The organism is Pseudomonas sp. F1_0610 (genome assembly GCF_047470865.1).
Classification (GTDB): Bacteria; Pseudomonadota; Gammaproteobacteria; order Pseudomonadales; family Pseudomonadaceae; genus JAZDRH01.
Genome location: NZ_JAZDRH010000005.1, coordinates 35,517 through 53,768 on the forward strand (window position 1 = coordinate 35,517; position 18,252 = coordinate 53,768).

An 18,252-nucleotide genomic window follows, 5' to 3' on the forward strand; every position below is an offset into this window, starting at 1 on the left:
GTCACTTGTGACGGGTTTTTTTATGCTGCAATCATGTTAGCCAATTTCAATAGTAGGCATTTGGCTTTGGTTTTGTGCTAAACGAGCACCTACTGTGCGGGCTAGCTCTTGGTAAATCATTGCAATTTGGCTTTGTGGATCAGCAATAGTCGTTGGTTTACCGCCATCACATTGCGTTCTAATTGCTAGCGATAATGGTAATGAAGCCAATAAGTCGATGCCATATAACTCAGCTAAACGCTCACCGCCGCCCTCGCCAAAAATATGTTCCGCATGACCACAATTAGAGCAAATATGCACCGCCATATTTTCTACTACGCCAAGTACTGGAATATTAACCTTGTTGAACATTTCAATACCTTTACGCGCATCAAGCAAGGCAATATCTTGTGGTGTTGTGACAATAACACTGCCCGCTACAGGAATTTTCTGCGCTAAGGTTAATTGAATATCACCTGTTCCTGGCGGCATATCCACTACTAAATAATCCAACTCACCCCAGGCGGTTTGTGTAATCAGTTGCAGTAAAGCTCCCGACGCCATAGGGCCACGCCAAACCATAGGTGTATCATCTGTTGCTAAAAAAGCCATGGACATTACTTCAACTCCATGCGCTTTAATGGGTACAAAAAACTTCTGCCCATTTATTTCGCATAGTTCTGGCTTAGTACCTGGGGTAATACCAAACATAATGCCTTGGCTAGGGCCATAAATATCGGCATCTAGCATGCCAACTTTAGCGCCTTCTCGAGCTAAAGCTAATGCCAAATTAACCGCTGTAGTTGACTTACCCACACCGCCTTTGCCAGAAGCCACGGCAACAACGTTTTTTACTTTCTGTAATGCCGGCGTATCAGCTGCCTGATACGTAGGAATTTGATAGCTAATATTAACCCGTACATCCGTGCAACCAAGCTCGTTTTTTACAGCCATTTCAAGAACTTGCGCCCAGCCTACTTTAAATAAGTCGCCAGCATAAGGCAGCACTAAGTCAATCTGTACTTGGCTGTTATCTGCTTTGATTTGGCGAATACAACCTGCTGTTACAGGATCAGTTGCTAAATGGGGGTCGGTATACTGACGCAGTACTGTTTCAATCTGCTCTGGGGTAACGCTCATATGTAGCTCCTACCTTCGTCGAATGCCTTTATAGTAGCGCAAATACTTACAAAGCTATATCCACGTTTTTTGCTCAAACTCTCGTTTAGCAGTTTAAAGATGCAAAAAAACAAGCTTAGCTATATAGTTGTTTGTTCTTATTTTTCATTCACCAACTATAAAAGATAGCTATGAGCGAACAACGCAAAATTCTTGTTACCAGCGCCCTTCCTTATGCCAACGGTTCAATCCACTTAGGACATATGCTTGAGTATGTGCAAACTGACATGTGGGTTCGCTTTCAGAAAATGCGTGGTCATCTTTGCACTTATGTGTGCGCCGATGATGCCCACGGCTCAGCTATTATGTTACGTGCAGAAAAAGAAGGCATTACCCCTCAACAGCTAATTGATTATGTTCGTGAAGAACATTACAGCGATTTTAAAGATTTTCATGTCGACTTTGATAATTTCTACAGTACTCACAGCCCTGAGAACCGCGAGTTATCAGAACAGATTTATCTAAAGCTTAAAGCCGCAGGACACATTGCTAGCCGCAATGTCACCCAATACTATGACCCTGAAAAAGGCATGTTTTTGGCTGATCGCTTTATTAAAGGCACCTGCCCTAAGTGTGCAACAGCCGATCAATACGGTGATAACTGCGAAAAATGTGGTGCAACCTATCAACCTACTGAGCTAAAAAATCCATACTCAACTATTTCGGGTGCAACGCCTGTACTGAAAGACTCTGAGCATTTTTTCTTTAAGCTGCCTAACTTTCAAAGCATGCTGCAAGAGTGGACACGCAGCGGAACATTGCAAGAATCTGTTGCCAACAAACTGGCTGAATGGCTCGACAGCGGTTTGCAGGAATGGGATATCTCACGTGATGCACCTTACTTTGGTTTTGAAATACCAGGGGCAAAAGATAAATTTTTCTACGTTTGGCTAGATGCCCCTATCGGTTATATGGCGAGCTTTAAAAATCTATGCGCGCGCCGCCCAGAATTAGATTTTGATAGTTACTGGCAAGAAGATACAGACACTGAGCTATACCACTTTATTGGTAAAGACATTACCAACTTCCATGCACTCTTTTGGCCAGCGATGCTGCATGGCGCTAACTTACGCAAACCTACTGGAGTCAACGTGCATGGTTATTTAACCGTAAATGGCGCTAAGATGTCTAAATCACGCGGCACCTTTATTAAAGCTCGTACTTATTTAGACCATTTAAATCCAGAGTATCTACGTTATTACTACGCTTCTAAACTGAGCACTGGGGTTGAAGATTTAGACTTAAACCTTGAGGATTTTGCCCAAAAAGTAAATTCTGACTTGGTAGGCAAAGTTGTTAATATTGCTAGCCGCTGTGCTGGCTTTGTGCATAAAGGTAATAATGGCGTACTTACACAGCCCGCCCAAGAGCCTGAGCTAACACAGGCATTTGCGCAAGCTGAAGCAGAGATTGCCAGTGCTTATGAAGCCCGTGATTTTGCTAAAGCTATGCGCAAAATTATGGCTTTAGCAGACCTTGCAAATGCTTATATTGCAGATAAAGCGCCTTGGGCGATGAACAAAGTTGAAGGCAAACAAGCCGAAGTTCAGGCTATCTGTTCATTAGGCATTAATCTATTCCGCCAATTAGTCATTTTACTAAAACCCGTTTTACCTCAACTAACTCAAGCTGCTGAGAACTTCTTAAACGTTAAAGCTTTTACTTGGGCAGATTTACCGAATGACCTCATCAATCATCAACTTAATGAGTTCACACCTTTACTAACACGTATTGATATGAAAGATATTGAGAAAATGACAGAAGCCTCCAAACAAGATCTTTTAGAAACGAACGTAGCGCCAGCAGCAACTACTAATGGCGAGCTTGATAAAGCGCCTTTAGCCGCGGAAATTAATTTTGATGCCTTTGCAGCCGTTGACTTGCGCATTGCACTGATTGAAAAAGCGGAGTTTGTAGAAGGTGCTGATAAATTACTGCGTTTAAGCTTAGATTTAGGCGGAGTAAAACGTAATGTATTTTCAGGAATCAAAAGCGCCTACCCTGATCCAAGCTTGCTAGAAGGACGTCTAACACTCTACGTTGCCAACCTAGCACCACGCAAAATGAAATTTGGTATTTCAGAAGGCATGGTATTAGCGGCTGGCCCCGGTGGCAGCGAAATTTACTTACTCAGCCCTGACCAAGGTGCAATTCCAGGCCAACGCGTAATGTAAAGATACAATTACCTACCACGTAGAAATGCGTGGTAGGAAGCTAATCCGCTGTTTACAACTTGACAGTATTCCAATAGCTGTAGGAGTATCCCTCGACTAATTAACGGCTGAATCTTTTACTAGATTCACATGTTCGGAAGTTTTCCATGAAGAAAATCCCTGCACTGCTGAGTCTGTGTTTTTTATTTTTTACCTCATCTGGTTTGGCTAAAACCTATGACGAACAAAGCTATGGTTATCCATTAACTAATCCTTTTGAGTCAACTATTGCTTCAACCCCCTCCGTACTGCATCCACAACTACCGAGTTACTCTGCTATTGATCAAAAAGACTTTACGCTTAGACTTTTGCCTGAGCGTGAAGAAAAGCTTCCAGCCCCTTTTTGGGCAGTAAAGCATCTTAAATATCGAGTAGCTAAACAAAAACATGCCGCGCCCACAATCTTTATTATTGCTGGCACAGGCTCACGCTATGACACCACCACGGTTGAGTATCTAAAACGGCTTTTCTATGGCGATGGCTATAATGTTATTCAAATTTCTTCGCCTACCAGCTACGACTTTATGGCCGCTGCATCAAGTACTGCTACGCCAGGCTTTACACCACAAGATAGCCTAGATTTATACCGTGTAATGCAAGCCATTAGTGTTCAGCAGCATGGTAAATTACAAACTACCGACTGGTATCTAACAGGCTATAGCCTAGGCGCATTAGATGCTGCTTTTTTAAGCCATATTGATGAAACAAAACAGTCATTTAATTTTAAAAAAGTACTCTTACTAAACCCACCTGTTAACTTGTTCACCTCTGTGTCAAACCTAGATTCATTGGTAGACGTTCAAATTAAGAATGAAAATGATAAACGCAACTTTTATCAAATTATCTTTGACAAGTTAACGCTGTACTTTAAGAAGCGTGGCAACTTTAATATTGATGAAGCTGTTATTTTTGATTTTCAGAACTCACCAGAGCGTTTAGATGACAACCAAATGGCCATGCTCATTGGCAGTATGTTCCGCTTCTTTTCTGCCGATATTAGTTTTACCGCTGACTTAATTAACCAACGCGGGCTCTATACACCAGCAGATATACGTATTACCAATAGCACCAGTCTAACGCCTTTCTTTAAAAAAGCTCTTATGTGCGATTTCGAGTGTTATTTAGAAACTCAGCTTTTACCCTTTTGGAAAGAAAAGTACCAAGGCAATTCACTTGATGAGCTTATTCATCAAACCAGCCTTTATGCCATTACTGATTATTTAAAAACATCAAACAAAATCGCAGTAATGCATAACGCTGATGACCCTATTTTAGGTAAAGGCGATTTAGGTTATTTACGTGAAACCTTCGGCGATCAGCGCTTTTTCCTCTATCCTTATGGTGGGCATTGTGGAAACTTTGACTACATTGTAAATGCTAACGACATGCTGGAGTTCCTACGTGACTAAACTTAACTTAGCCTGCGGCTTTGCTCTAGCCTGTCTTTTATCTTTTACAGCTGTTGCTAGCGCCAATACGCCTAACATTGATGCTGATGGTTATAAAAACCCATTGGATCGGCTCACCTTTGTGCCAGAAGGTGAGCATGATGAATTTGTTGCCTCTACTATAGATGCACTTAATGTATATGATCCTTTTGAAAACATTAACCGGCGCACCTATCAATTTAACTATCGTTTTGACCAATATGTTTATCTGCCTATTGTGCGTGGCTATCGCTATGTTACGCCAAAGCCGGTGCGCAAAGGTATTCAGAACTTCACCAGCAATTTACGTGAAATTCCAACTTTCTTTAATAGTGTTGCTCAATTTAAAGGGCGTAAAGCTGGCATCACCACTGCGCGTTTTATGTTTAATACTGTTTTTGGTGTCTTTGGTATTTGGGATCCAGCAACCAAAATGGGGTTAGAACAGCAAAGTGCCGACTTTGGACAAACACTGGCTTTCTATGGTGTGCCTAACGGTCCTTATATCATTATTCCATTTATGGGACCGTCGAATGTACGTGACGGTCTTGGGTTATATGTAGACTTTGAAATCAGTGCTGCTGTGGATGCCTTTAATAATGCCAGCGCTTCTAATCGCCATTTAGAATTATGGGGATTACGTGCTATTAACATTCGCGACAGCATTGATATGGCTTACGGTAAGCTCAACTCCCCCTTTGAATATGAAGCGGTGCGTTATATCTACACTAAAGCACGTGAAGTACAAACAGCCGAGTAAGCTTAAATCGCTAAAAATTTCAAGATGCGCTCTTTCTGCGCCAGCGCATCTTGATAACCCAATGCTAAAAGCTCATTACAGTATTCAGGGTGAAATAATAAATAACTTAGCACCCCACCACTTTTAGCTGACATAGCGCCTGAACCACGTAAGAATGGTTTAAGTGCATTAGGCAAAGCTTTGCGATATTTGCTGGCAATAAGATCTACATCTTGGCTGGGCGAAACCACACAGACATCAACATGTTTAACACTGCGTATATGCTCTTGCTCTCGTAACAACGGCACATATTGATTCACGCGATATAACCGCTCTAAATCTTCACTAAGATGATCATCAAAAGTACTGGTTAGCAAATTAGCTGCAATATTGGACAAATTCGGCTGCCCTGCAATCAATGTACTTTGAGTATTTTTTGTAGGATTACCAAGGGCAATAACTAGTACTTTTTCGGCACCTAAATGCAAGGCCGGGCTAATGGGTGAAGATTGTCGCACAGCTCCATCCGCATAATAGCCATCATCTAATTGCACAGGTGCAAACAACAAGGGAATTGATGCACTAGCATACACATGCGCTAAGGTTAAATGAGTACGCACCCCTGCTCGGCGAAAACGTTGCCAGTTATTGATGGTTAAATGACTTTGAAAAAAAGTGATTGACTGATTTGAGGCATAACTAAAAGCAGTAATTGCCAGTGATTCAATAACTTTATTGGTTAATACAGCTTGTATTTTTTCAAAATCAATTTCTTGCTTTAAGAGTTCGTATAATGGCGAACTATCTAGCAAAGCTGGTGGTTTTTTTGCTTTACCAAAACCAAGCAAATGGCGCAAGGTAAACTGCCCTGCTTGGCACATAACTCCCCGCCAATCACTACGGTAAACATTTGCAAACTGATAATGCTGCCAAGAAGCATAGAGTTGATCACAAGCAGCAGCATAGTTTTGCGCGCCTTGTACAACTCCCATCGCGTTTAATGCGCCCGCCGATGTACCTACCACAATAGGAAACGGACAAGTCGCATTAACGGGTAAAAGCCCCGCAATAGCACGTAGCACGCCTGCCTGATAAGCTGCGCGTGCACCACCGCCAGATAACACTAAACCAACCTTGGCCATATACTATTATCCTAATAAAGTTTTGCTTGTCCTTCTGGGCGTGATTTAAAACGACGATGCGCCCATAAATATTGCTCCGGCTGGCTATTAATGGCCTGTTCAACCCATTGATTAATACGTAAACAGTCCTCATATTCATTCTCTGTTGGAAAATCTTCCACCGGCGCATGAATTGTTATTTGATAACCCTGAGCCCTAGGCAAGCGTACTTGTGTCATAGGCACAACTAAAGCACGACCTAAGCGCGAAAACTTGCTAGTGGCTGTTACCGTAGCCGCTTGAATGCCAAATAGAGGAACAAAAATGCCCTGCTTAATGCCATAATCTTGATCAGGTGCGTACCAAATGGCACGACCTTGGCGTAATTGTTTAAGCATACCTCGCACGTCTTCACGCTCTAAAGCAATGGAGTCTAAGTTATGACGCTCACGCCCACGGCGCTGCACATAATCAAAAACAGGATTTTTATGCTGACGATACATACCATCAATTGTTTGTCGTTGACCTACAAGTGCTGCGCCAATTTCCAAGGTAGTAAAATGAATAGCCGTTAAGATAACCCCTTTCCCTTCGGCTTGAGCTTTTTGTAAATGCTCCAGTCCTTCAATATGGGCCAATTTAGCCAAACGTGCTTTTGGCCACCACCAACTCATGGCCATTTCAAAAAAAGCAATTCCCATTGAAGCAAAATTAGCTTTCACTAAAGCCTTGCGTTGGGCAAAGGTCAAGTTCGGATAACAAAGCTCAAGATTACGTTGCACAATATGCCGGCGCTGGCTGGCAACATAATACATCACACATCCTAGAATACGGCCTAAGCATAATAAAACAGCATAAGGTAGTAGTGAAATTAAGAATAAAAAGCCTAAACCTAACCAGGTTAGCCAGTATTTAGGATGTAAAAAAGCTTGCTGAAACTGCACTCGTTGCATAACTAGATTCCAAATGCATAAAAATAAATAGTTTACAATGGTAAACAGTTTAATAGACTGTCATGCTGTAAATTGCCATGTTGTTTAAGTTTATTGAGATTTTCATGAAACCTTCAGACCTAACCTCAAATACTGCTGTTTTTCAATTTAAAGGTAGCACTTTAACAATTACTGTACTCGAACTCATAGAGCCTGACCTAGTCGCACTTAAACAACAACTTGCAGAAAAAGTTAAGCAAGCGCCTAATCTATTCAATAATACCCCTTTGATTTTAGCATTAGATAAACTTGCTAACCCTGATATTACACTTGATCTTAATGCCATTGTCAGCCTTTGCCGCGAGTTTAGCCTATTCACTGTAGCTATTCGCTCGCAACGTGAACAAGATAGTAACGCAGCACAACACTTATATCTTCCTGTTATCAATGCAGGCCAAGAAAAAGAGCGCGCTACAGCGGTTAGTCAATTGCAAAAGCCAAAAGAAAATAATATTTCCATAACAGAAACTAAAGAAAGCTCAATATTGCATAAAAGCGCCAAAGTAATTCGCCAACCTGTGCGAAGTGGTCAACAAATAGTGGCAAAGAACTGTGATCTAATTGTAATGTCTAGTGTTAGCGCTGGTGCGGAACTATTATCTGATGGCAACATCCATGTATATGGTGCTTTACGTGGGCGAGCTTTAGCAGGATTAAGCGGCGACACCTCGGCTGGCGTTTACTGCCAGCAAATGGCTGCTGAGTTAATATCTATAGCTGGCCAATATAAAGTAGCTGAAGATTTACGTCGTTCTCCACTGTGGGAAAAGGCTTGTTTCATTATGCTTGAGGATGATCAGTTGATCATCAATGAGCTTTAAATCATACTTTATCTATTGATTTTTTAAATTTTACTTTTTTTCATTTAAGGTGATCCACTTGGGCAAGATTCTCGTTGTGACCTCTGGAAAAGGTGGCGTAGGCAAAACAACTACTAGCGCAGCGATTGGCACAGGTCTAGCGCTACGTGGTCATAAAACGGTATTAGTCGACTTTGATGTTGGGTTACGCAACCTTGACTTAATTATGGGCTGTGAGCGCCGTGTCGTATATGACTTCATTAATGTGATCAATGGTGATGCCACGCTTAATCAAGCCTTGATTAAAGACAAACGCATTGAAAACCTTTATGTGCTTGCCGCCAGCCAGACACGTGATAAAGATGCGCTCACTCCCGAAGGCGTTGAAAAAGTTATCACTGAGCTAGCAGAGCAATTTGACTTTGTCTTGTGTGACTCGCCGGCGGGTATTGAGAAAGGCGCAGAAATGGCCATGTTCCTTGCTGACGAAGCCATTGTGGTAACCAACCCTGAAGTTTCTTCTGTGCGCGACTCAGATCGCATGCTAGGCTTACTGGCAAGCAAATCAAAACGAGCCAAAGAAGGCCGCGAGCCTATAGTTGAACACCTACTACTCACACGCTATAGCCCCGAGCGCGTAGCTAAAGGCGAAATGCTCAGTGTAGATGATGTTGAAGAAATTCTTTCTATTCCTATGATTGGTGTAGTACCAGAATCACAAGCCGTACTTAAAGCGTCGAACCAGGGTATTCCTGTTATTTTGGATGAGCAAAGCGATGCGGGGCAAGCCTATAGCGACTCGGTTGATCGTTTATTAGGTAAAGACATTCCTCATCGCTTCCTAGAAGTACAGAAAAAAGGCTTCTTTAAGCGTATTTTTGGAGGTAAAGAGTGAGCATTTTAGACTTCCTACGATCGCGTAAGAAGCAACCTACTGCCTCTATTGCTAAAGAGCGCCTACAAATTATTGTGGCGCACGAACGAGGCAAGCGCGGTCAGCCTGATTATTTACCTGCGCTACAAAAGGAATTAGTAGAAGTCATTCGTAAATACGTCAATATTGATAACGAACAAGTGCAAGTTTCATTGGAAGATCAAGACAGTTGCTCTATTTTAGAACTCAATATTACCTTACCTGATAGGTAAGTAATTAAGTTCTTTCAAGTAAAGGCGATAGCTTATCGCCTTTATTGCTTCATACAGCAAAGCATATAACTACAATAGCCGCTGCGCACTCATCAGTAACTAGCTAAACTTTCCATCTAGCAACACTTACCCTATAAACTCAATACAGGCTAAAATGCCGCCTGAGCTATTTTGCTGTTTATTTTATTGTGGAAAGCCCTAATGCCGTTATCGAATATCGAAATTATTTATCAAGATCAGCATATCTTAATTGTTAACAAACCTAGCCTGCTACTGTCTGTACCAGGACGCGCTGAAGACAACAAAGACTGTTTGGTTACTCGATTAAACGATAACGGCTACCCAGAAGCACGCATTGTCCATCGGTTAGATTGGGAAACATCCGGAATTTTAGTACTCGCGCGTGATGCCGACAGCCACCGTGAACTTTCTCGCCAGTTTCATGATCGTGAAACAGATAAAGGCTATACTGCGCTTTGCTGGGGGCAACCAAAGGATGAGGGCCGTATAGAGCTACCTTTGCGATATGATCCACCGAACAAACCACGGCATATTGTCGACCATGAGCAAGGCAAGCACGCATTAACGTTCTGGAAAGTGATAGAACGTCAAGATAGTTTTTGTCGCGTTGAGCTAACCCCTTACACTGGCAGATCACACCAGCTGCGCGTCCATATGCTAGCTATTGGACACCCGTTATTAGGTGATCAACTCTATGCTCAGGGTGATGCATTACAAGCGGCTGAGCGCTTATGTTTGCATGCTAGCATGCTCGCATTAACTCACCCAGCCACTGGCGAGCCTATGCGTTTTGAGTCTCCCGCTCCTTTCTAATAAGAAGCTAATACAAATTGTTTAACTTAGCGCATAGAACTTTGAAATGGCTTTAAGCTAAAGTGCACAGAATTTCTAACTAGGTACAGCTATGTCTTCTCGTGATGCGTTTATGGCGTTACGCCGTTATCTACAGCAACATATTCTTGGGCAAGAAACTCTTGTTGAGCGCTTGCTGATTGCCTTATTGGCAGATGGTCACTTGCTAGTAGAAGGCGTACCGGGTTTAGCCAAAACCAAAGCTATTGTAGCCCTTGCAGAAGGCCTAGACGCTTCGTTTCAACGCATCCAGTTTACGCCAGACTTATTACCTGCCGATATTACAGGAAGCGATATTTATCGCCCCGCTCAGGGTACTTTCGAGTTTCAAGCTGGGCCTATTTTCCATAACTTGATTCTGGCTGATGAAATCAACCGTGCCCCTGCCAAGGTACAGTCTGCCTTATTAGAAGCTATGGCTGAACAGCAGGTTAGTGTTGGCCAAAACAGCTATGCTCTACCTGAAATATTTTTGGTAATGGCAACCCAAAACCCCATTGAACAAGAAGGTACCTACCCTCTACCCGAGGCGCAGACTGATCGTTTCTTACTTAAGGTGAATGTAGATTACCCAGATGCAGCTACCGAGCGTAAAATTTTACAACTCACCCGCCAACAAGCATTACAGTTAGAAATTGCAGAATCGCCACAGATTTCTTGCGATACCCTAGTGCAAGCCCGTCAAGAAATATGGCAAATCCATGTAGCCAGTGCGATTGAGGAGTACATTGTTCAATTAATCATCGCCACACGTTCACCTGAAAAATTCAATGCACAACTGGCACAATGGTTAAGTTATGGCGCAAGCCCACGTGGCACTATAGCCTTAGAACGTTGTGCTCGCGCTCATGCATGGCTGGCAGGCCGCGATTTTGTTACGCCTGAAGATGTGCAAGCATTACTCTTTGATGTATTGCGCCATAGAGTCATCTTATCTTTTGAAGCCCATGCCCAAGGCGTCAATGTAGATAATGTACTCCAAATGATTATAGATAGCGTACCGGTTACCTAATATGCCTAAGGCGCGTACTTCTGTCTCATTAGATGAGTTACTTGAACTAAGACATCAAGCACATAAGCTTATGCTACTACAACGCTCACTACCGTTACATAGCCGGATGGGCAAGCACAGAGCACGTTTACGTGGTCGCGGCATGGAGTTTGATCAAGTACGTATTTATCAACAGGGAGATGATGTGCGCAGTATTGATTGGCGTGTAACTGCTCGCACAGGCGAACCCTATACTAAAATTTATCAAGAAGAACGTGAGCGCCCTGTTTTTATTCTTGTTGAGCAAAGCAACGCCTTATTCTACGGCTCAAGTCTGCAATTTAAATCCGTGGTTGCCGCCGAAGCAGCAGCACTGTGCGCTTGGTCTGTCGCTTTACACAAAGACCATGTGGGCGGTTTTATTTTTAGCGCTGAGCGTAGTCTGCCTATTAAGCCTAAGCGCGGGCAAAATCATGCATTGCATTTTTTAGCCCAACTTGCCTCAGCCAACCAACAGCTAAGCCTAAGTGATTCTGCTGCAAAGGCTAACTTAGAAGAAATCTTACGCCAACTGCTCTACAGCACCCATGCACGAGGTATCGCTATTATTATCTGCGATCTCAAACAATTAACTACAGCCGCCTCTAGTTTATTAACCGCCCTTTCGCGACATTTAGAACTTATTTTAATGCCTATTAGCGATCCTCTGGATTGGGTTATTCCCTCGGGTGAAGATTTATATTTCGGGCAAAAAGATACCTTAGTGCGTGTCTCCTCGTTCTCACATAATGTGCGCCAACAGTGGTTAAAAATCGCACAAGGTTACCAAGATCAATGGCAGTCTTTAGCAGAAACGCTTAATTGTGCGTTAATTCCTTTAAGCACAAGCAAAGCCGTTAATGATCAACTGGAGTCGGTGTTATGCCAGAACTAGTGCTTGAGCCATTAATATTGCCTAGCTACATCGACAGTTGGCAGCCTGCTATAGGTTGGTGGATAGCCTTAACTGCATTATTAATTGGACTCTTGTTTGGCCTTTCTAAATTTAATAAAAATACCAACTTAGTTGTAGCTCCTACACCACTAACTGCACGCGAAGAAGCCTTACAAGCACTCAAGTTATTGCAACGCCCTTACAATGAACAACCTGCAATGGAATGGCTACAACAACTTAACCAACTACTTAAACGCCTGTGCGTAGCAAACTACCCTAACGCCAATGTACAAACATTAACGGGAAAGGACTGGTTAGTTTTTTTAGATAGCCGTTGCACGGCAGCTGGTTTATCGCGCTGGATGGTTTTAGTAGACGGTATTTATCGACCAACTTGCACCTTATCAAATAAAGCCATTGATGAGCTTAATCAGGCGATTAGTATTTGGATTGAGCGCCATGTTTAGTCTTGCTTGGCCTTGGTTGCTACTACTATTTCCGCTACCTTGGATTCTAAGACGTAGCTTGCCAGCCACAAAAAGCCAAGCGCGCTATATTCAAGTACCTTTTACAGAACAACTTCAACAACTGACTGAAGCTTTCCCTACTCCTTGGTATCAGCGAACGCGCAGCTATTTTTTACCCATTTTAGTCTGGTGTTTTTTACTAGCCGCCGCTGTGCGCCCTCAAATTATTAGTCAACCAGAGCAGTTTCCCAGTAATGGCAGAGACTTTCTTATTTTGCTCGACGTTTCGAGCTCCATGCAAATGGAAGATAGTGAATTAGATGGCGTTATGGTTTCGCGTCTAGCGCTTGTACAAAACAAGTTAAGTACTCTTATTAAGCAGCGTACAGGTGATCGTTTTGGTTTAATTTTGTTCGGTTCTAATGCCTATGTGCAGGCGCCACTTACATTAGATCAGAGTAGTGTGATCTTCTGGCTCAATGATGCAGTACCAGGTATTGCTGGCAAAAATACGGCTATGGGCGATGCTATTGGTTTAGCTATCAAGCGTTTACAAGAACAAGAGGCTAAGCAACGTGTTGCTATTTTAGTCACTGATGGTGCGAACAACTCAGGCGTTATGCACCCATTAGCTGCTGCTAAATTAGCGGCAAATTTAAATATTAAAATTTACACCCTAGGCGTGGGCACGCCACAGGCTGCCGAAGACGACAACCCATTAGACTTAGACTTTGATCAAGAAACACTCGAAAAAATTGCGGCAATGACAGGCGCCATTTATAGCCACGTAGCCGATGATTTAAGCTTCAATCATTTCTTAGGTTTGCTAGACGCGCATTACCCCCATGAACAGCCGCAGCAATGGCGAGCCACTATAAAAGAGCTGTTTCCTTATCCCTTAGCTGTTGCCTTTGTTTTAAGCCTACTTTTAAGCTTACAGCGCATACGTTTAGCCCAAGGAGCGCAGGATGTTTAAGCTCTTAGGTCTATATTGGCATGCACCGCTGTGGCTATTATTAATTCCCTTTGTTGCTATTCCGTTATATTTTTTATGGCAAAAAACCATTGCGTTAAGCTATTGGAGTAAGTATTTAGCCAAACCTTTCCAAGCAGTGTTGTTATCGCCACAAAGAAAGCGCCGTAAAGCACCTTTAGTACTCTTAGGCGTCATGTGGGTAGGCATGTTGTTGGCCTTAGCTGGGCCTAACCTAGGCTCACAAGAAGACACTCTGAGTAATGATCAACCATTAGTGCTGATATTAAAGGTCTCTCCTTTCATGCTAGCGACTGACCTCCCCCCTACACGATTAACCCAAGCACAAAATGCAGTTTTAGAATTTGTACATGCACGCCAACCTAACTCCACCGCTATTGTGGTTTATTCAGGAAGCGCCCATACCCTAGTACCTCTAACACAAGACATTGCCACCCTTAAAAATTTACTACTTGCCATTAATCCTGACATTATGCCCGTACAAGGCAATAGAGCAGATGTTGCTTTAAATAAAGCCATGCAGCTGATTCCTAATCCACAGCAAACACCCATAGTACTGATTGCTGATACCTTAGATAACGCAGAGCAGCTTGCCATTAGTACATTATTAAAAAAACAAGACAGTAACCTGCATTTAGCCATGCTAGGCACAGAAGAAGGTGTGCCTTTGCAAGATAAAAACGGGCAACTACTACGCACTGAACAAGGTAATATTGCCTTAGCACAACTAGATCACGCTGAGTTAGCCCAGTTTGCCAAACAGATTAATAAGCCTATTTACTTTCTTTCTCAATCACCAGTGAGCCTCACCCCAATTCAAGCACCTATTGCCAGTCACTGGCGTGAACAAGCCTTACTCCAACAAGGTAACCAAGGTTACTGGCTATTACTGCCGATTCTTTTATTAGCTGCATTTATGGCGCGCCGCGGCTGGTTGTTTGTTATTTTTGTCTGCTTAACGCCATTACCTGCCCCAGCAGCGCAATGGAATGATTTTTGGCTCAGTGACAATGAAAAAGCCCAACGTTTATTAAGTGAAGATCCACAGCAAGCGGCTCAATTATTTACTGATTGGCGCTGGAAAGCCGTCGCTTTCTATCAAGCAGGCAATTATCAACAAGCGGCACAGTTATTCGCCCAAGGAGAAACGGCAGAAGATCACTATAACCTTGGTAACAGCCTCGCCCGCCTTGAACAATATGAACAGGCTCTAGCAGCCTATGAACAAGCACTGGCGATAAATCCTAAATTACACCAGGCAAGCTATAACCATGCTCAGGTTCAACAATGGTTAGAACAGCAAGAAACACAAAGCAAAGCCAATGACATTGGGCTTAACAGTGCTAATGCTCCCTCTACAAAAGCCAGCACTGGTTTAGAATCAGCAGATAACGCGCTAAGTACAGCGACTAACCCTGAGTTACTGCAACACAACGCACTTGAGCATTGGCTAGAGCAAATAGAAGACGACCCCAGTGAGCTGTTACGTCGTAAATTCTGGCTAGAACAACAGCAACGTAGGCAACCATGAATAAATTCGTCCGCTTATTTTTTTGTTTAGTATTTATTTGCCAGCCCGTGTTGGCTGAAACCTTTACTGCACAGGTAGACCGTAATGATATTAACAGCGGTGAAAGTTTTGAGTTAACCCTTGAAGCTTTAAATCGTAGCTCTCAAAGCCTGCCTGACTTAAAGGTGTTAGATGCTGATTTTAAAGTCCTTGCCAGTAAACAAAATAATTATCTAACTGAAATCAATGGCGAAAAACAACACAACACGCGCTGGCGCCTTACGTTACTGCCTAGCAAAGAAGGCAACCTGGTCATCCCCAGTATTAACTTAGGTCAGTTACAAAGCGATCCTATTTTTCTCACGGTAAAACCCTTGATTGCGCCAAAAAATTTAAAACTAGCGCCGGTTTATATTGATAGCCGACTTGACCAAGATGATGTTTATGTCAACGCACAATTAGTACTTACCTTACGCATCTATCACGCTTATCCACTACAAGCAGATACCCAGTTAAGCCCATTACAAATTCCTCAAGCACGGGTTGAAGTGCTTGGGCAGCCACGCTTGTTTGATCAATTTATTAATGGTGAACGCTTTGGTGTTATTCAAATGCGCTATGCCATCTTTCCACAAACTACTGGCCAATTAAAAATCCCCGCGCAAACCTTCAGTAGCACACTGCTAAAAGCCGCCAACTTATTTAATAACCAAGCGCCTGAAAAAGTAACCGCTAAATCACCTGAAATACCTTTTACAGTGAAGCCTATTCCCAGCAGTTATCCTATTGACACGCCATGGCTACCTGCAAAAAATTTAAAATTAACACAGACTCTTCATCCAGAAGAACCTTACTATGCAGATCAAGCCATTAATTACCAAATACACATAGCTGCGGAAGGCTTGCCTAGTAGTGAACTACCTAAACTGGCGCAAACGATGGATATCCAAGCCAAAACCTTTACAGAACAACCTAAGTTAAATGAACAAGAAGGACCTTTAGGTATAACAAGTTCACGCCTGGAAAGTCTTGCTATTTTACCCTACACCTCAGGCTTATTAGATATTCCACGCGTCGGTGTTACATGGTGGAACACACAGACAGACAGCCTTGAGCACAGCGAAGTGGCACCTATTAAATTAAATATTGCCACTCCACCCTATATAGAACAACAACAAAAAAGCCTGCAAACACAACAAAACAAACATTTTTATTGGCAGCTACTGAGTGCCGCTCTAGCCTTACTCAGCTTAGCGTTCTTTATTTTATGGCAACATGCACGTACTCAGCCTGCCATTATGCCGCCTAGCAAAACAGAAAGTAACCAACAGCAACTACTGCTCACTAACTTAAAGTTTGCTTGCTTACAAAATGATCCACAAACAGCCCGCTCAGCCCTTGATGCTTGGGCACGCTTACACCCCCAAAACCTAGTGCAAATGGCGCGTGAAGATGCCGAGCTAGCTGATAGCATTGAGCAGCTCAACAGCGTACTTTACAGCGATAACGCGCAAGAATGGCAAGGCGAAAAACTATGGCTCGCTGTCAATAGCTTAGTAAATAAAAGTGCACAACAACGCACAAGTAATGATGAAAGCCTACCACCGCTTTACCCCGAATAATAAAATATTCGGCAAACATTCACTAAAAATACTTCCACATTGCCTAGTAAACGGCTATGGTTGAGCAGTTGCACGAAAAATAATGAACGCCGATCTGGGTCGCCGGCATTTGCGTTCAAACGAATTACGACCCAAACCTGAATGAGTAAAGAAATGGCCGATTTACCGATTAATGACCTTAACATTGCTTCCAATGTCACCTTAATCACGCCAGAACAACTCAAGGCAAAAATGCCACTTAGTGAAAGTGCACGCCACACGGTCGCGCAAGCCCGCCAAGTTGTTCGAAACATTCTAGATGGTAAAGATCACCGTCTATTTGTAGTGATTGGTCCTTGTTCTATTCATGACCTCAAAGCTGCTCATGAATATGCACAACGCCTAAAAGTTCTGGCTGAAGAAGTATCAGACACCCTCTATCTGATTATGCGTGTGTATTTTGAAAAGCCACGTACAACAGTAGGCTGGAAAGGCTTAATCAACGATCCTTATCTAGACGACTCATTTAAAATTGAAGATGGTTTGCATATTGGACGCAAGCTATTACTTGATTTAGCAGAAGCTGGCTTGCCCACTGCCACCGAAGCGCTAGACCCTATTACGCCACAATATCTACAAGATTTAATTAGCTGGTCTGCTATTGGCGCGCGTACTACTGAATCACAAACGCACCGCGAAATGGCATCTGGGTTGTCATCTGCTGTTGGCTTTAAAAATGGCACTGATGGCGGCTTAACTGTAGCTATTAACGCCTTGCAATCTGTTTCTAGCCCGCACCGTTTTTTAGGTATCAACCAACAAGGCGGCGTGTCATTGGTTGAAACCAAAGGTAACGCTTACGGACATGTGGTTTTACGCGGTGGCAATGGCAAACCAAACTACGACTCAGTGAGCGTTGCTGTGTGCGAGCAAGAATTAAGCAAGGCAAAAATCAAACCAAACATTATGATTGATTGCAGCCACGCCAACTCTAATAAAGATCCAGCATTACAGCCACTGGTATTAGAAAACATTGCCAACCAAATTGTAGAAGGCAACCAATCTATTATTGGCCTTATGGTAGAAAGCAACCTTAACTGGGGTGCTCAACCTATCTGTTCTGATCTTTCAGCACTGAAATACGGTGTATCTATTACTGATGCCTGTATTGACTGGGAAACCACTGAAAAATCCATTCGCTCAATGCGCGACAAACTCAAAGACGTATTACCTAAGCGCGAACGTACTTAAGCTTGGCAACAACACAACGCCAGCTTTTGCTGGCG

The 18,252-nt window shown here is 42.9% G+C and carries 17 protein-coding genes; 14 read left to right on the top strand and 3 right to left on the bottom strand.

All coding sequences use genetic code 11. The annotated features are described in order from the left end of the window. Positions 1-36: 36 nt before the first annotated feature. Entirely contained in the window at positions 37-1,119 is a 1,083-nt protein-coding gene (gene apbC / locus VQ643_RS04425) for an iron-sulfur cluster carrier protein ApbC (protein ID WP_414198072.1), read from the bottom strand. Between the two features lie 170 nt (positions 1,120-1,289). On the opposite strand from apbC, the gene metG reads away from it, so the two are divergent. The 3 genes from metG (at position 1,290) to VQ643_RS04440 (ending at position 5,558) form a co-directional block, all read left to right on the top strand. Then, complete coding sequence (metG, locus tag VQ643_RS04430; protein ID WP_414198074.1) at positions 1,290-3,332, top strand: methionine--tRNA ligase; 2,043 nt, start codon at positions 1,290-1,292, stop codon at positions 3,330-3,332. A 146-nt stretch (positions 3,333-3,478) separates the two neighbouring features. Next, the gene (locus VQ643_RS04435; protein WP_414198075.1) at positions 3,479-4,780 is read left to right on the top strand and encodes a serine/threonine protein kinase; all 1,302 of its coding nucleotides are present in this window, start codon (positions 3,479-3,481) and stop codon (positions 4,778-4,780) included. Further along, entirely contained in the window at positions 4,773-5,558 is a 786-nt protein-coding gene (locus VQ643_RS04440) for a VacJ family lipoprotein (RefSeq protein WP_414198076.1), read from the top strand. Before VQ643_RS04435 ends, VQ643_RS04440 begins: the two co-directional genes overlap by 8 nt. Before the next feature lie 2 nt (positions 5,559-5,560). Here VQ643_RS04440 and VQ643_RS04445 read toward each other — a convergent pair whose 3' ends face one another. Together VQ643_RS04445 and VQ643_RS04450 are read right to left on the bottom strand one after the other, a co-directional pair. Next, positions 5,561-6,679: a patatin-like phospholipase family protein gene (locus VQ643_RS04445; protein ID WP_414198078.1), complete on the bottom strand. Its 1,119-nt coding sequence runs from the start codon at positions 6,677-6,679 to the stop codon at positions 5,561-5,563. 11 nt (positions 6,680-6,690) lie between these two features. Further along, complete coding sequence (locus VQ643_RS04450) at positions 6,691-7,611, bottom strand: lipid A biosynthesis lauroyl acyltransferase (RefSeq protein ID WP_414198079.1); 921 nt, start codon at positions 7,609-7,611, stop codon at positions 6,691-6,693. A 104-nt stretch (positions 7,612-7,715) separates the two neighbouring features. On the opposite strand from VQ643_RS04450, the gene minC reads away from it, so the two are divergent. The 11 genes from minC to VQ643_RS04505 all read left to right on the top strand — a co-directional run bounded on the left by minC (position 7,716) and on the right by VQ643_RS04505 (position 18,217). Then, complete coding sequence (gene minC / locus VQ643_RS04455; RefSeq protein WP_414198080.1) at positions 7,716-8,471, top strand: septum site-determining protein MinC; 756 nt, start codon at positions 7,716-7,718, stop codon at positions 8,469-8,471. 58 nt (positions 8,472-8,529) lie between these two features. Continuing rightward, positions 8,530-9,345, top strand: coding sequence for a septum site-determining protein MinD (gene minD / locus VQ643_RS04460; RefSeq protein ID WP_414198081.1), 816 nt, complete (start codon positions 8,530-8,532; stop codon positions 9,343-9,345). Next, positions 9,342-9,596, top strand: a complete 255-nt coding sequence (minE, locus tag VQ643_RS04465) for a cell division topological specificity factor MinE (protein WP_414198082.1) — start codon at positions 9,342-9,344, stop codon at positions 9,594-9,596. Before minD ends, minE begins: the two co-directional genes overlap by 4 nt. A gap of 201 nt (positions 9,597-9,797) precedes the next feature. Next, complete coding sequence (locus VQ643_RS04470; protein ID WP_414198083.1) at positions 9,798-10,430, top strand: RluA family pseudouridine synthase; 633 nt, start codon at positions 9,798-9,800, stop codon at positions 10,428-10,430. 91 nt (positions 10,431-10,521) lie between these two features. After that, positions 10,522-11,481 (top strand): AAA family ATPase, encoded by a 960-nt coding sequence (locus tag VQ643_RS04475; RefSeq protein WP_414198084.1) that lies wholly within the window; start codon positions 10,522-10,524, stop codon positions 11,479-11,481. A gap of 1 nt (position 11,482) precedes the next feature. Beyond that, the gene (locus VQ643_RS04480; RefSeq protein WP_414198085.1) at positions 11,483-12,394 is read left to right on the top strand and encodes a DUF58 domain-containing protein; all 912 of its coding nucleotides are present in this window, start codon (positions 11,483-11,485) and stop codon (positions 12,392-12,394) included. Then, positions 12,382-12,861: a DUF4381 domain-containing protein gene (locus VQ643_RS04485; RefSeq protein ID WP_414198086.1), complete on the top strand. Its 480-nt coding sequence runs from the start codon at positions 12,382-12,384 to the stop codon at positions 12,859-12,861. Before VQ643_RS04480 ends, VQ643_RS04485 begins: the two co-directional genes overlap by 13 nt. Next, positions 12,854-13,837, top strand: coding sequence for a VWA domain-containing protein (locus VQ643_RS04490; RefSeq protein ID WP_414198087.1), 984 nt, complete (start codon positions 12,854-12,856; stop codon positions 13,835-13,837). The genes VQ643_RS04485 and VQ643_RS04490 overlap by 8 nt, the downstream gene beginning before the upstream one ends. Beyond that, a complete protein-coding gene (locus VQ643_RS04495; RefSeq protein ID WP_414198088.1) occupies positions 13,830-15,386 on the top strand; it encodes a VWA domain-containing protein in 1,557 nt (518 codons plus the stop codon). Before VQ643_RS04490 ends, VQ643_RS04495 begins: the two co-directional genes overlap by 8 nt. Further along, positions 15,383-16,987, top strand: a complete 1,605-nt coding sequence (locus tag VQ643_RS04500) for a BatD family protein (protein WP_414198089.1) — start codon at positions 15,383-15,385, stop codon at positions 16,985-16,987. The genes VQ643_RS04495 and VQ643_RS04500 overlap by 4 nt, the downstream gene beginning before the upstream one ends. Before the next feature lie 153 nt (positions 16,988-17,140). Continuing rightward, the gene (locus tag VQ643_RS04505; RefSeq protein ID WP_414198090.1) at positions 17,141-18,217 is read left to right on the top strand and encodes a 3-deoxy-7-phosphoheptulonate synthase; all 1,077 of its coding nucleotides are present in this window, start codon (positions 17,141-17,143) and stop codon (positions 18,215-18,217) included. Positions 18,218-18,252 lie beyond the last annotated feature (35 nt).

Bases quoted from the DNA above. Each gene is read 5' to 3' on its own strand.
- apbC (WP_414198072.1), bottom strand. From the start codon at position 1,119: ATGAGCGTTACCCCAGAGCAGATTGAAACAGTACTGCGTCAGTATACC.
- metG (WP_414198074.1), top strand. From the start codon at position 1,290: ATGAGCGAACAACGCAAAATTCTTGTTACCAGCGCCCTTCCTTATGCC.
- VQ643_RS04435 (WP_414198075.1), top strand. From the start codon at position 3,479: ATGAAGAAAATCCCTGCACTGCTGAGTCTGTGTTTTTTATTTTTTACC.
- VQ643_RS04445 (WP_414198078.1), bottom strand. From the start codon at position 6,679: ATGGCCAAGGTTGGTTTAGTGTTATCTGGCGGTGGTGCACGCGCAGCT.
- VQ643_RS04450 (WP_414198079.1), bottom strand. From the start codon at position 7,611: ATGCAACGAGTGCAGTTTCAGCAAGCTTTTTTACATCCTAAATACTGG.
- minC (WP_414198080.1), top strand. From the start codon at position 7,716: ATGAAACCTTCAGACCTAACCTCAAATACTGCTGTTTTTCAATTTAAA.
- VQ643_RS04470 (WP_414198083.1), top strand. From the start codon at position 9,798: ATGCCGTTATCGAATATCGAAATTATTTATCAAGATCAGCATATCTTA.
- VQ643_RS04475 (WP_414198084.1), top strand. From the start codon at position 10,522: ATGTCTTCTCGTGATGCGTTTATGGCGTTACGCCGTTATCTACAGCAA.
- VQ643_RS04480 (WP_414198085.1), top strand. From the start codon at position 11,483: ATGCCTAAGGCGCGTACTTCTGTCTCATTAGATGAGTTACTTGAACTA.
- VQ643_RS04485 (WP_414198086.1), top strand. From the start codon at position 12,382: ATGCCAGAACTAGTGCTTGAGCCATTAATATTGCCTAGCTACATCGAC.
- VQ643_RS04490 (WP_414198087.1), top strand. From the start codon at position 12,854: ATGTTTAGTCTTGCTTGGCCTTGGTTGCTACTACTATTTCCGCTACCT.
- VQ643_RS04495 (WP_414198088.1), top strand. From the start codon at position 13,830: ATGTTTAAGCTCTTAGGTCTATATTGGCATGCACCGCTGTGGCTATTA.
- VQ643_RS04500 (WP_414198089.1), top strand. From the start codon at position 15,383: ATGAATAAATTCGTCCGCTTATTTTTTTGTTTAGTATTTATTTGCCAG.
- VQ643_RS04505 (WP_414198090.1), top strand. From the start codon at position 17,141: ATGGCCGATTTACCGATTAATGACCTTAACATTGCTTCCAATGTCACC.